Origin of the sequence: Salipiger sp. CCB-MM3 (genome assembly GCF_001687105.1) — a bacterium.
In the GTDB taxonomy this organism is placed as follows: domain Bacteria; phylum Pseudomonadota; class Alphaproteobacteria; order Rhodobacterales; family Rhodobacteraceae; genus Salipiger.
This window is the reverse complement of the sequence record NZ_CP014595.1, coordinates 2,549,479-2,561,936: the sequence shown is the minus strand read 5'-3', so window position 1 is coordinate 2,561,936 and position 12,458 is coordinate 2,549,479. Positions and strand designations below refer to the sequence as shown.

Sequence of the window (12,458 nt, the reverse complement as noted above, 5' to 3'; positions counted from 1 at the left end):
CGCAGCGCGCGGTTCCCCATAGACAAAAGCACCTCGCGGACCTATACGCGCGCTCATGCTGGACACCGCTTCGAACCGCCCCACCCTGCCGCCCGAGATCGCGCGGCGCCGCACCTTCGCGATCATCTCGCACCCGGATGCGGGCAAGACCACGCTGACCGAAAAGTTCCTGCTTTTCGGCGGGGCCATTCAGATGGCCGGACAGGTCCGCGCCAAGGGTGAAGCGCGGCGCACGCGCTCGGACTTCATGAAGATGGAGCAGGAGCGCGGCATCTCGGTTTCCGCCTCGGCGATGTCGTTCGAATACGGGCAGTTCCGCTACAATCTCGTCGACACGCCCGGCCACTCGGACTTCTCCGAAGACACCTACCGCACGCTGACCGCGGTGGATGCGGCGATCATGGTGATCGACGGCGCAAAAGGTGTGGAAAGCCAGACCCGCAAGCTGTTTGAAGTTTGCCGCCTGCGCGACCTGCCGATCCTGACCTTCTGCAACAAGATGGACCGCGAGGCGCGCGACACCTTCGAGATCATCGACGAAATTCAGGAAAACCTCGCCATCGACGTGACGCCTGCCAGCTGGCCGATCGGCATGGGGCGCGATTTCCTCGGCTGCTACGACATGATCCACGACCGGCTGGAACTGATGGACCGGGCCGACCGCAACCGCGTGGCGGAATCGATCAAGATCAGCGGCCTCGACGATCCGAAGTTGGCCGAACACGTCCCCGCCGAACTGCTCGAGCAGCTGCGCGAAGAGATCGAAATGGCGCGCGAGCTTCTTCCCGCGCTCGACCCGCAGTCGGTGCTCGAAGGTCATATGACGCCGATCTGGTTCGGCTCTGCGATCAACTCCTTCGGCGTGAAGGAACTGATGGATGGCATCGGCGAGCTGGCCCCCGAGCCGCAGCCGACCTCCGCCGCGCCCCGGCAGATTGCCCCCGATGAGAAGAAGGTCGCCGGGTTCGTCTTCAAGGTGCAGGCCAATATGGACCCCAAGCACCGCGACCGCGTCGCCTTCGTGCGCTTGTCGTCCGGGCATTTCGAGCGTGGCATGAAGCTGACCCATGTGCGCACCAAGAAGCCCATGGCGATCTCCAACCCGGTGCTCTTCCTTGCCGCCGACCGCGAGCTTGCCGAAGAGGCCTGGGCGGGCGACATCATCGGCATCCCCAACCACGGCCAGCTGCGCATCGGCGACACGCTGACCGAGGGCGAGGCGCTGAAGGTCACCGGCATCCCGTCGTTCGCGCCGGAACTGCTGCAGAGCGTGCGGGCGGGCGATCCGCTGAAGGCCAAGCACCTCGAAAAGGCGCTGTTCCAGTTTGCCGAGGAAGGCGCGGCGAAAATCTTCAAGCCGTCGATCGGCTCGGGCTATATCGTCGGCGTCGTCGGCGCGCTGCAGTTCGAGGTTCTGGGCGCGCGGATCGAGCAGGAATATTCGCTGCCGGTGCGCTTCGAGCCCTCGCAGTTCACCTCGGCGCGCTGGGTGCATGGCGAGAAGGCGGCGGTGGAGAAATTCACCAACGCCAACAAGCAGCACATCGCCCACGACAACGACGGCGACATCGTCTACCTGACGCGCATGCAATGGGACATCGACCGGGTCGAGCGCGACTATCCGGGCGTGACCCTCTCGGCGACCAAGGAAATGATGGTCTGATCCCGAGCCGCCTGTTGCATCACTGCACAGGCCAAGCCCCTGACCCAACGTCATTTTACCCGATCCGGCGCCGCGAAATCACATTTTCGCGGCGCCGGGCGCTTTGAGGCACACCTTTGCGCCGCCCCGCGCTATACTGGCGCCTGCAGAGGGCGCGAAGCCCCGAAGATACAACGACAAAAGACCACCGAGGCAGAGGCAGCATGTCCCAAGACAGCGTGATTATCCGGCCCCTTCGGGCCGAAGACGAAGCCGCGTGGCGCGCGCTCTGGACCGGCTATCTCACCTTCTACGAGACCTCGGTGCCCGAAGAGGTCTATGCCGCCACCTTCGCGCGTCTGCTGGGCGACGATCCGCAGGATTTCAGCTGCCTTGTGGCCGAGAGCGAGGGCGCGCTCATCGGGCTGGTGCATTTCCTCTTCCACCGCCACTGCTGGCGCATCGAGAATGTGTGCTATCTGCAGGACCTCTATGCCGCCCCCGAGGCGCGCGGCAAGGGCGTGGGCCGGGCGCTGATCGAGGCGGTCTATGCCGCCGCCGATGCCGCTGGCGCGCCAACCGTCTACTGGCTGACGCAGGAGTTCAACCACACCGCCCGGCAGCTTTATGACCGGATCGGGACCGAGACGCCCTTTATCAAATATCAACGGCCCTGAGTGATGTGGCGGCGCGGGCTCATCGTGCTGACCCTCGGGCTGTTGCTCGGCTCCTGCGCGCCGAGCGGCCCCGAGACCGCGCGGCGTGGCACTGCCGCGCCGGAAACCCCGCTGGCCGAACCACCGCTCGCCGCACGTTTCGGCGCGCCGCAGCCCGAGCCACCGCAGGTCGCCAACACGCAGATCGCCCGTGACGTGCTCGACCTCGCCTTCTTGCTGGAATCGGGCAAGAGCCTGCCGAACTTCACCCGCTTCGAGACGCCCGTGACCCTGCGCGTGGCCGGAGATGCGCCGCCCAGCCTGAGCGCCGACCTTGCGCGCCTGCTGCGGCGGCTGCGCGAAGAGGCCGGGATCGACATCACCGAGACCAAGGCCACCGAGGCCAATATCACCCTCGTTCCGGTCTCGCGCGAGACGATCCGCAAGGAACTGCCGCAGGCTGCCTGTTTCGTCATCCCCGGCGTCAACTCACTGGCCGAATACCGTCGCGCGCGCCGCGCCGGAAGCACCAGCTGGGTGGATGTGCAGAAGCGCGAGACCGCCGCCGTCTTCCTGCCTGCCGACGCCGCGCCGCAAGAGCTGCGCGACTGCCTGCACGAAGAGATCGCGCAGGCGCTGGGGCCGCTTAACGATCTTTACCGGCTGGGCGACAGCGTGTTCAACGACGACAATGTGCACACGGTGCTTTCCGGCTATGACATGCTGGTGCTGCGGGTCTTTTACGACCCCGCGCTGCGTTCGGGGATGAGCCGCGCCGAGGTGGCGCAGGCGTTGCCCGAGATCCTTGCCCGGCTCAATCCACGCGGCGAGTCCCTGCCCGACCGGCATCTCGCGCCCACCCCGCGGCCTTGGATCGACGCGATCCAGACCGCGCTGAGCACTGGCGAGCCGATGCCGAAGCGCCGCGGCTCGGCCGAAGACGCGCTGCGCCTCGCGCAAAGCGAAGGCTGGCGCGACCACCGGCTCGGCTTTGCGCATTTCGTTCTGGGGCGGCTGTTGCAGGGCGATGAGCCGGCGGCTGCGCGCGCCGAGTTCGTTGCCGCGCGCCGCGTCTTCGCGGCCCTGCCCGGCGCGCGTCTGCACGAGGCCTATGTGGACGCGCAGCTTGGCGCGCTGGCGCTGCGGGCGGGCGATGCGGCGCGCACGCTGGAGCTTGTGACGCCGCAGCAGGAGACCGCCACGCGCTATGAAAACGCCGCGCTTCTGGCGACGCTGAAGATGCTGCGCGCCGAGGCGCTGCAGATGTCGGGGCGCGCCTCGGAAGCCGAGCAGGTCCGGCTGGACTCTCTGGGATGGGCGCGCTACGGCTTCGGCCCGGATTGGGCGGCACAGGCCAAGCTGCGACAGATCGCAGCGCTCAATCCGATGAACGGGAGTTGAGGACAGCGCATGATCGTGATCGCCGGAGCCCTGCTGGGCGCCATCATCGGCGGGCTGACCGCCCGGCGCCGCAAGGGCAACAAGGCCGATATTGCGCAGTTCGTTGCGGTCTATGCGATCGCCTTCGGGCTGGTCGGGCTGATCGTCACCATCGCGGTTGAGAAGCTGGCGTTCTGAGCTGATCCTGCGGGTTCAGGGGGCGCTGCCCCCTCTTCGCTGCGCGAATTCACCCCCGGCGTATTTTCAAAGAGAAGAAGACCCGGGTTGAGGGCGCTGGCTCGGCGCGGCATCATTGCGGCCGGAGGTGGCGGATGTTCCTGCGATTTTTCGAAACCCTGAGACAGGCGCAGGTGCCGGTCTCGCTGCGTGAGTTCCTGAGCTTTCTCGAGGCGCTGAAGGCCGGGCTGGCGCGCTATGACGTGGAGGGGTTCTATTACCTCGCGCGCTGCGCGCTGGTGAAGGACGAGCGCCACCTCGACCGGTTCGACCGCGCCTTTGCCGAGGCTTTCAAGGGCGTCGAGGCGATCTCTTTCGAGCAGGTTCTGGAGGCGGTGGCGCTGCCCGCGGACTGGCTGCAGAAGATGGCTGAAAAGCATCTGTCGCCCGAAGAGAAGGCCGAGATCGAGGCGATGGGCGGCTTCGAGAAACTGATGGAGGGGCTCAAGGAGCGCCTTCGCGAGCAGCAAAAGCGCCACGAGGGCGGCAGCAAGTGGATCGGCACCGCGGGCACGTCGCCCTTTGGCGCCAATGGCTACAACCCCGAAGGCGTGCGCATCGGTCAGGACCAAAGCCGCCACCAGCGCGCGGTGAAGGTCTGGGACAAGCGCGAGTTCCGCAACCTCGACGATCAGGTCGAACTGGGCACGCGCAACATCAAGGTCGCGCTGAAGCGGCTGCGGGCCTGGGCGCGCGACGGGGCGGCGGATGAGTTGGACCTCGACGGCACGATCCGCGCCACCGCCGAGCATGGCTATCTCGACGTGAAGACCCGCCCCGATCGGCGCAATGCGGTCAAGGTGCTGCTGTTTCTCGACGCGGGCGGCTCGATGGACCCGCATGTGAAGGTGGTCGAAGAGCTGTTCTCGGCGGCACGGGCCGAGTTCAAACACCTCGAGCACTACTATTTTCACAACTGCCTGTACGAAGGGGTCTGGCGCGACAACCGCCGCCGCTGGGACGCGCAACTGCCGACGTGGGAGGTGCTCAACACCTATGGGCCCGACTATAAATGCATCTTCGTCGGGGATGCTTCGATGAGCCCCTATGAGATCGCCGTGCCGGGCGGTGCCAATGAGCATTGGAACAAGGAGGCGGGCGAGGTCTGGCTCCGCCGTGCCCGGGCGCAATGGCCCGATCACCTGTGGATCAACCCGGTGCCCGAGAAGCACTGGCGCTACACCCAGTCGATCGCGATGATCCGCGAGATTTTCGAGGAGCGCATGGTGCCGATGACGCTGGAAGGGATCGCCCGCGGCACCCGCGAGCTGGCGCGTTAAAACTCCACTTCAAGCTCGACGATCTCGTCGGGCTCGGCCAGCGCGCCTTCGGTCCATTCGCGCATCGGCGCCCAGTTCAGGATGGTCTCGACATAGGCCTCGAGCGTCGGATCGAGCGCCACCGAATAGGTGCGGAAACGCGTGCAGACCGGGGCGTACATGGCATCGGCGACCGAGGGGCGCGCACCAAAGAGGAACGGCCCGCCGTAGGTGTCGAGGCACTCGTGCCAGATCACCTTGATCCGCTCGACATCGGGCCGCGCGCCCGAGAAAATCTTGAAACTCTGGTGCCGCGCCTTGAGGTTCATCGGCAGCGCCGAGCGCAGGTTGTAAAAGCCCGAATGCATCTCGCCAGAGATCGACCGGCAATGCGAGCGCGCCACGATGTCATCGGGGTAGAGCCCGGCCTCGGGCAGGATCTCGTTGAGATACTGAGCGATGGCCAGCGTGTCCCAGACCTGCACTTTGCCATGCACCAGCCGAGGCACCAGCACCGTGGGCGAGAGCAGCAAAAGCTCCTGCCGGGCGGTGGCGTCGGTGGTGTCGACCATCTCCTCGGTGAACTCCAGCCCGGCCATGCGGCAGAGCAGCCAGCCCCGCAAAGACCACGAGGAATAGTTTTTCGATGAAATGGTGAGCGTTGCCTGCCCCATGCGTCTTCCTCCCGCTGTCACTCGCGCCAAGACCACAGTTTCTTGTCGCATCGTGCGCGCAGACCTGGCTAGCGTTTTCGCGAGGCAGCGAGGGGAAATCGACGTGCTCTACGCAGGCTACCAAGGACTTGATGATTTTATCGCCCCTTTTCGCATGGCGGCGCTGCATGGGCTGACTTTCATGCCGCGCCTTGCCGGGCCCTTCGCGCAGCTGTCCCGGCACAATGCCGCCGCGCTGGAGATGGTCAGCCGGTTCCGGCTCAGCCATGAGCGCCCGGCCTTCGGCATCACCACGGTACGCGATGGCAACCGCGACGTGCCGGTCCGCGAGGAAGTGGCGCTCGACCTGCCGTTTGGCCAGTTGCTGCATTTTCGCAAGGAGATCGACACGCCGCGCCCCAAGGTGCTGGTGACCGCGCCGCTTTCGGGGCATTTCGCCACGCTGCTGGCGGGCACGGTGAAAGTGCTGCTGCGCGACCATGACGTCTATATCACCGACTGGAAGAACGCCCGCGATGTGCCGAAATCGGCGGGCGCTTTCGGGGTGGAGGATTACGTCGCCTATGTGATCCGCTTTCTCGAAGAGATCGGGCCGGGCGCGCATATTCTTGGCGTCTGCCAGCCCTGCGTTCAGGCGCTGGCCGCGGTCGCCGTGATGTCGGAGGATCGCAACCCCGCGACACCGCTGTCGATGACGCTGATGGCGGGCCCGGTGGATGTGCGCGAAAGCCCCACGATGGTGAATGCGCTGGCCGATGAAAAGCCGCTCGACTGGTTCGAGCGCAACGTCATTGCCACCGTGCCGCTGCGCTATGCCGGTGCCGGTCGGCGGGTCTATCCCGGCTTTGTGCAACTCACCGCCTTCATGTCGATGAACATGGAGCGGCACCGCGCGCAGCACAAACGGCTCTACGATCACCTCGCCGCCGGAGAGACCGAAGAGGCGCGCAAGGTGAAGGAGTTCTACGACGAGTATTTCGCCGTGCTCGATCTGACCGAGGAGTTCTACATCGAGACCATCGAGCGCATCTTCAAGAAGGCCGAACTGGCGACGGGCGAGTTCACCTATCGCGGGCGCAAGGTGAACCCCGCTGCCATTCGCCACACCGCGCTGCTCACCGTCGAAGGCGGGCGCGACGATATCTGCGGGCTCGGCCAGACCTCGGCGGCGCATGACCTCTGTTCGTCGCTACGCCCGCATCTGAAGCGCCACCACCTGCAGGCCAATGTCGGCCATTATGGCGTCTTCAACGGGCGTAGGTGGGAGAATGAGATCTACCCGGTGGTGCGCAACATGATCCTTGCCATGGAGTGAGGCGGCAGGGGAGTGAGGCGGCGGACCGCCCGAGGCCCCGCCGCCAGCGTGGCCGAAAGGCGACGCGGGCGGGCCATGCGCGCCGCGCCGCTGCTCGGGCAATTGCGCGCGTCCACGCTTGGCGGCAGTCTCCGGCCCATGAGCGCAGACAAGACCCCCAGCTATCCCGGCGGAATCGCGGCCATTCTCACGCAGATGGAGGGCCGGCGCGATGCCATCGACTATGCCCCCGGCGAGGCGCTGCCTCCCTATGACACGCCGCTAGCGGGGCTTGCGGATCGGATTATCGGCGATCCCGATGGCGACCCTGACGAAGCCCCGCCCTTCCGCTCGTCCTACCACCGCAAGCGCCACGCGCTGCGCAAGGAACTGACGGGCCGGTCCGAGTTGGTGTTCCTGAATGCGCTGCTCATCGCGCACCTGCGCAAGCGCAGCTTCCCCGAGCACGCCCCGGCGCTGTTCCAGAGGCTCTGGGCCGAAGAGGGCGCGGCGCTGCTGGCGCAGCTCGATCCGCGCTGGCTGGTCTCTTCGGTCACCACCTTCGGCGATCATGGGCTCAGCCTCGTGCAGCGCTCGGTGGGGCTGGCGCTGACCGTGCTCTTCGGCACCATGAAGCTCTATGAATCCGAGCGGCTCTATTCCGGGCTCGCCGCCGACCGGCCCTTCGCGCTCGACGGTAAGGCGCGCAGCCCGCTGCCGCTGGAGATGGACAGCTATTCGCTGCCCAGCGGCGGGCTGGATGTGAACCTGATCGGGCGGCTGTGGATGGAGGCCGAGGGTGATCCGGTGATCCGCCCGCTTGCGCACCATCTGCTGGAACTTCTGATCTGCGACGAGCGCACGGTGTTTCGCCGCCTGCGCACCATGCGGCAGCGGCAGACGCGCCGGCAGGCCACCCCCGCCAAAAGCAATGCCGCGGCCAATGTCTCGCCGGTGCCGCAAAGCCATCACGACCTGACGCCCGAGTCGCTGCGCTGGGGCCTGACCTCGACCATCCGCGCGCCGCTGCGCGACATCGCCCGCTTTGCCGCGCATCACATCGAGCTTGGGGCGCATCTGCTGCACATCCATCTCGATGCGCCCGATGAAGAGACCGCCGCCGTTCTCACCCGCCACCCCTCGGTGCGGATCGTGCAGTGCGACACCGCCTATTGGGCGCAGACCGGCCGTCCCCGCCCCGAGGCGCATCAGCTGCGCCAAGCCTATAACGCCACGCAAAGCCTGCGCGCGGGGCATGGCTTGCACTGGCTGGCGCATGTGGATGTGGATGAATTCCTGCTGTCGCAGCGCCCGATCCCCGAGCTTCTGGCCGAGGTCCCGATGAGCGCCGCCTTTGCCCGCGTCGCCCCTGCCGAGGCGCTGGCCCCCGAGACAGGTCTGCCGCAGCGCTTCAAAACCACCCACAAGCACGCCGGGCGTCCGAAATCGGTTCTGCAGGACGTCTACCCCACTTTCGGCGCGCATCTCTACGGCGGCTTTCTCTCGCACAGTTCCGGCAAGGTTTTTGCCCGCACCGGGATCGACGACACGCGGCTTGGCATTCACACGCTGAAGTACCGCGGCGAGGAAGCCAGCAACCGTCACCGGCTGAGCGATGTCTGGCTGGGGCATCTGCACGCGCCCTCGTGGCAGGGCTTCCGCGCGCATCTCGACTTCCGCCGCAGCCTCGGCTCTTACCGCCGCAGCTCGCAGCGGCCCGAGATGGGTCAGGCCGAGCTGATCCAGTACCTGCTTGACGAAGAGGGCGAGGCCGGTCTGCGGGCGCTGTTTGACGAGGTCTGCGCCGACACGCCGGATCTGCGGGCGCGTCTCGCGCAGCAAGGCATGCTGATAGAGCAAAGCTTCGATCCCGATGCGGCAGTCGCCCGCGTGTTCGGAGATCTGCCGTGATCCGCTGGGGCACGGTCACCACCACCAATGCCGCGCTGCCGCGCATTCTCGAATTTGCCGCGTGGCATCTCGAGCAGGGCGCGCACCGGCTTTACATCTACCTCGACGCGCCGGACCCGCAGGCCGAGGCGGTGCTCTCATCCCACCCCAAGCTGCGCGTCTTCACCACCGACGATGCGTGGTGGCAAAAGCGCGGCAAACGCCCCGACAAGCATCAGGTCCGCCAGTGCCGCAACGCCCGGCACGCGAGTAACCGCAAGCCCGAGACCGACTGGCTGGCGCATGTGGATGTGGACGAATTTCTGCTGCCCGCGCGCCCGCTGGCCGATCAGCTTGCCGCCCTGCCCGAAGATTGCCTCTGCGCCCGCGTCCGTCCGGTCGAGGCGCTGTCCCCCGCGCCCGGAGATGAGGGAGCAGAGACGCTGTTCAAAGCCTTCCATCTCGAACAGAAGGCCCGCCAGAGCGCCGCCGAGGCGTGCTTTCCCACATGGGGGCGGCATCTGTCCGGCGGCTTCCTCAGCCATGTTGCCGGAAAGCTGTTCTTTCGCCCGGGCACCGAGGGGCTGGAGATCCGCATCCACAACGTCCTGCTCGGCGATCAGATGAACTCCGGAGAGCGCCCCCTGCCCGAGACCGAGCTGGGGCACTTCCACGCCGCCGACTGGACGCATTTTCTGGAGGCCTACCGCTTTCGGCTGGCGCGCGGCTCCTACCGGGCCGAGCTGAAACCGCAGGTGCGCGGGACAGAGGCGATCAGCCTGCACCAGCTTTTCGCGATGATCGAAGAGGCCGGCGGCGAGGAGGCTTTGCGCGCCTTCTATGATGAGGTCTGCACCGCCACGCCCGAATTGACCGCGCGGCTGGACCAGCATGGGCTGCTGCGCCGCTGCCGCATGGACCTGCCTGCCCTGCGGGCAAAGCATTTTCCGGGCGCTCCGCAGAACTGACTGCAGACCTGAGTGCACCTTGACCTGGCGCGCGGGGCCTGATCCAACCTTGGTATACCAAGACCGGAACCCCATGCTCACCGTCCTCACCCATGATATCCTGCCGGTCTTTGCGCTGCTGGCGCTCGGCTTTGCCCTTGGCAGGCGGCAGATTTTCACCCGGAAAGACGCGGCCTCGGCGAACCGCATCGCGCTGATGGTGCTGCAACCGGGGCTGATCTTTCCGCTGATCGCCACCGTGCCCTTCGCCGATTTCGACCTGCGCGCCCTGCTCACCTATGGTGCCTGCGAGGCCGCAGCCTTCGCCGCCTGCTACGCGCTGGCGCGGCGGCTTTTCCGCTGCGAGCCGCTCGAGGCGTGGCTGCTGGCGATGACGGTGATCTTCGTCAACTCGCTGCTCTATATCCGTCCGATCTCGCTGCTGATCTACGGCGAAAGCGGCGCGCTGCCGGTGACTGCCGTGGTCGCTTGGGACACGGCGATCGCCTTTGCCTTCTTCATTATAAGTTCCGACCTGATCGCCCGCCCCTCGGCCGGACCGCTGCCCGCGCTGAAGCGGCTGTCGGTCAATCCCACGCTGATCTCTATCGTGCTGGGCATCGCCGTGAACCTTTCGGGCCTGCCGCTGCCGGAACCGATCCGCACCGCCTGCGATTTTGCCGGGGCGGGCACCGCGCCGCTGGTGCTCTTCGCGCTCGGCCTGCTGCTCTCGGGACAGAGCCTGAAGCCCTCGCCGGTGGTGGTGAGCTTTGCGGCGCTGAAACTCTTTGGCTTTCCGCTGCTGGTGACGCTGGCGCTGTGGCTGATGGGCGTCGCCGGACAATGGCAGGCGCAGTTCACCCTGCTTGCCGCCGGACCCTCGGGTGCCATGGCCTTCGCGCTGGCGCTGCTGCATGGCACGCGCACCGACCGCATCGCGGCGGTGACGATCTGGACCAGCGCGCTATCGCTGCTGTCGCTGGCCGCGCTGGCCTAAAGAGCTTTGATCCGGCCTCAGGCCGTCGCGGGGAAGACGAAGCAGCGGTCGCGCCGCACGGTCAACCACAGCGGCGTGCCGGGTTTCGGCAGGAAGACATTCGGCACCGTGGCCTTGATCATGCCGCCATCGAAATCCATGCGGAACTCCACAAGGCTTTCCGAGCCCATGAAGCGCGCGCGCTCGACCACGCCGCGCGCTGGGGTGCCCGCCATCTGCGTCGGGTTCGGGCCGCGCCCGCCCCGGTCAAAGTCGATCCCCACGTGCTGCGGGCGGAAGACGATGTCCACCTGCTCGCCATCGGGCACGCCGGGCGCAAGGAAGGGGCCAAAGGGCGTCTGCGCAAGCGCGCCCTGAACTTTGCCGCTCAGCGTGTTGATATCGCTGAAGAAAGCCACCGCCGCCTTGTCCGCCGGAGCGTTGTAGATGTTGTAGGGCGCACCGCGCTGGACGATCTTGCCGCCGCGCATCAGGGCGATCTCATCGGCCATGCGCATGGCCTCTTCGGGCTCATGGGTGACCAGCAGAACCGAGGTACCCTCTTCCTTCAGCAGCGCCAGCGTCTCGTCGCGGACGCCGTCGCGCAGGCGGTTGTCGAGGCCCGAGAAAGGCTCGTCCATCAACATGATGCGCGGTCTGGGCGCCAGCGCGCGCGCCAGCGCCACGCGCTGCTGCTCGCCGCCCGAAAGCTGGTGCGGGTATTCGTCGATGAAATGCCCAAGGCCGACCCGGTCGAGAAGTTCCAGCGCCCGCGCCTTCTTGGCGCTTGCGGAGCCCTTGAGGCCGAAGGCGACATTCTCGCCCACCGACAGATGCGGGAAGAGCGCGAAATCCTGAAACATCAGCCCGATGGCGCGGCGTTCGGGCGGGATGCGAAACACCGTGTCGCACACAAGCGTTCCGTCGACGTGGATCGAGCCGCTGTCCTGCATATCGACCCCGGCGATCATCCGCAGCGTCGTCGATTTGCCGCAGCCCGATGGCCCGAGCAGGCAGGTCACATCACCCGGCTCGATGCTGAGCGAGACATCGTCGACAACCGCGCGCCCCTCGAAACGCCGGACGAGATTTCGGACCTCCAGACGGGGTTGCGCCACTGCTGCCTGCCTCGCGTTGTTCCTGATGAAATGCATCGGGGATTGAGCTTACAAGCCGAAGTAGCAGCCCCTAGAGCGGCACACAAGGCGAAGGGGCCACCCGGCCAGCCCTGCCACGCGCTAACGGGGGAGAGATCGCGCAAACCGCCGCACGGCAATGCAGAATTCCATGCAAAGCACCACCGGAGTCGGTCGCCGCAACCCTGCGTCAAATACGCACACCGACCGCGCAACCAAAAGATGTATCACAGAAACATCACATGTCCTCACGGGCCTCATGGCCATAGTAACCGAGGGTAACAATCGCAATAGTTCGGTGGAATTTTTAATCCTGACATTACCGTTAGATTTCGGCTAACTTTACTAAAATTCACGTCAGCGTAGC

The 12,458-nt window shown here is 66.1% G+C and carries 11 protein-coding genes; 9 read left to right on the top strand and 2 right to left on the bottom strand.

Annotated features, from left to right (window positions below; translation table 11 throughout):
- Positions 1-55: 55 nt before the first annotated feature.
- The 5 genes from AYJ57_RS12305 to AYJ57_RS12285 all read left to right on the top strand — a co-directional run bounded on the left by AYJ57_RS12305 (position 56) and on the right by AYJ57_RS12285 (position 5,195).
- The gene (locus AYJ57_RS12305; RefSeq protein WP_066105632.1) at positions 56-1,663 is read left to right on the top strand and encodes a peptide chain release factor 3; all 1,608 of its coding nucleotides are present in this window, start codon (positions 56-58) and stop codon (positions 1,661-1,663) included.
- A gap of 203 nt (positions 1,664-1,866) precedes the next feature.
- Positions 1,867-2,319, top strand: a complete 453-nt coding sequence (locus AYJ57_RS12300; protein WP_066105630.1) for a GNAT family N-acetyltransferase — start codon at positions 1,867-1,869, stop codon at positions 2,317-2,319.
- A 3-nt stretch (positions 2,320-2,322) separates the two neighbouring features.
- Entirely contained in the window at positions 2,323-3,699 is a 1,377-nt protein-coding gene (locus AYJ57_RS12295) for a DUF2927 domain-containing protein (RefSeq protein WP_066105627.1), read from the top strand.
- 9 nt (positions 3,700-3,708) lie between these two features.
- Positions 3,709-3,876, top strand: a complete 168-nt coding sequence (locus tag AYJ57_RS12290; protein WP_066105624.1) for an apolipoprotein acyltransferase — start codon at positions 3,709-3,711, stop codon at positions 3,874-3,876.
- Between the two features lie 134 nt (positions 3,877-4,010).
- Positions 4,011-5,195, top strand: a complete 1,185-nt coding sequence (locus tag AYJ57_RS12285; RefSeq protein WP_066105620.1) for a vWA domain-containing protein — start codon at positions 4,011-4,013, stop codon at positions 5,193-5,195.
- Here AYJ57_RS12285 and AYJ57_RS12280 read toward each other — a convergent pair.
- Positions 5,192-5,848 (bottom strand): glutathione S-transferase family protein, encoded by a 657-nt coding sequence (locus AYJ57_RS12280; RefSeq protein ID WP_066105617.1) that lies wholly within the window; start codon positions 5,846-5,848, stop codon positions 5,192-5,194. The genes AYJ57_RS12285 and AYJ57_RS12280 overlap by 4 nt on opposite strands.
- 103 nt (positions 5,849-5,951) lie before the next feature.
- Between AYJ57_RS12280 and AYJ57_RS12275 the strand changes: the two genes are divergently transcribed.
- The 4 genes from AYJ57_RS12275 (at position 5,952) to AYJ57_RS12260 (ending at position 10,976) form a co-directional block, all read left to right on the top strand.
- Positions 5,952-7,163: a polyhydroxyalkanoate depolymerase gene (locus AYJ57_RS12275; RefSeq protein WP_237220151.1), complete on the top strand. Its 1,212-nt coding sequence runs from the start codon at positions 5,952-5,954 to the stop codon at positions 7,161-7,163.
- Between the two features lie 138 nt (positions 7,164-7,301).
- Positions 7,302-9,053, top strand: coding sequence for a glycosyltransferase family 2 protein (locus AYJ57_RS25475; RefSeq protein ID WP_083191282.1), 1,752 nt, complete (start codon positions 7,302-7,304; stop codon positions 9,051-9,053).
- Complete coding sequence (locus tag AYJ57_RS12265; RefSeq protein ID WP_066105611.1) at positions 9,050-10,000, top strand: glycosyltransferase family 2 protein; 951 nt, start codon at positions 9,050-9,052, stop codon at positions 9,998-10,000. Before AYJ57_RS25475 ends, AYJ57_RS12265 begins: the two co-directional genes overlap by 4 nt.
- A 73-nt stretch (positions 10,001-10,073) precedes the next feature.
- Positions 10,074-10,976 (top strand): AEC family transporter, encoded by a 903-nt coding sequence (locus tag AYJ57_RS12260; protein WP_066105608.1) that lies wholly within the window; start codon positions 10,074-10,076, stop codon positions 10,974-10,976.
- Positions 10,977-10,993: 17 nt separating this feature from the next.
- Here the strand turns inward: AYJ57_RS12260 and AYJ57_RS12255 are convergent, their stop codons facing one another.
- A complete protein-coding gene (locus AYJ57_RS12255) occupies positions 10,994-12,109 on the bottom strand; it encodes an ABC transporter ATP-binding protein (RefSeq protein WP_066105606.1) in 1,116 nt (371 codons plus the stop codon).
- Between the last annotated feature and the right edge of the window lie 349 nt (positions 12,110-12,458).

What these genes read in the sequence shown, in the direction of transcription:
- AYJ57_RS12295 (WP_066105627.1), top strand. Translation starts at nt 2,323, where the DNA reads ATGTGGCGGCGCGGGCTCATCGTGCTGACCCTCGGGCTGTTGCTCGGC.
- AYJ57_RS12290 (WP_066105624.1), top strand. Translation starts at nt 3,709, where the DNA reads ATGATCGTGATCGCCGGAGCCCTGCTGGGCGCCATCATCGGCGGGCTG.
- AYJ57_RS12300 (WP_066105630.1), top strand. Translation starts at nt 1,867, where the DNA reads ATGTCCCAAGACAGCGTGATTATCCGGCCCCTTCGGGCCGAAGACGAA.
- AYJ57_RS12260 (WP_066105608.1), top strand. Translation starts at nt 10,074, where the DNA reads ATGCTCACCGTCCTCACCCATGATATCCTGCCGGTCTTTGCGCTGCTG.
- AYJ57_RS12285 (WP_066105620.1), top strand. Translation starts at nt 4,011, where the DNA reads ATGTTCCTGCGATTTTTCGAAACCCTGAGACAGGCGCAGGTGCCGGTC.
- AYJ57_RS12305 (WP_066105632.1), top strand. Translation starts at nt 56, where the DNA reads ATGCTGGACACCGCTTCGAACCGCCCCACCCTGCCGCCCGAGATCGCG.
- AYJ57_RS12255 (WP_066105606.1), bottom strand. Translation starts at nt 12,109, where the DNA reads ATGCATTTCATCAGGAACAACGCGAGGCAGGCAGCAGTGGCGCAACCC.
- AYJ57_RS12280 (WP_066105617.1), bottom strand. Translation starts at nt 5,848, where the DNA reads ATGGGGCAGGCAACGCTCACCATTTCATCGAAAAACTATTCCTCGTGG.
- AYJ57_RS25475 (WP_083191282.1), top strand. Translation starts at nt 7,302, where the DNA reads ATGAGCGCAGACAAGACCCCCAGCTATCCCGGCGGAATCGCGGCCATT.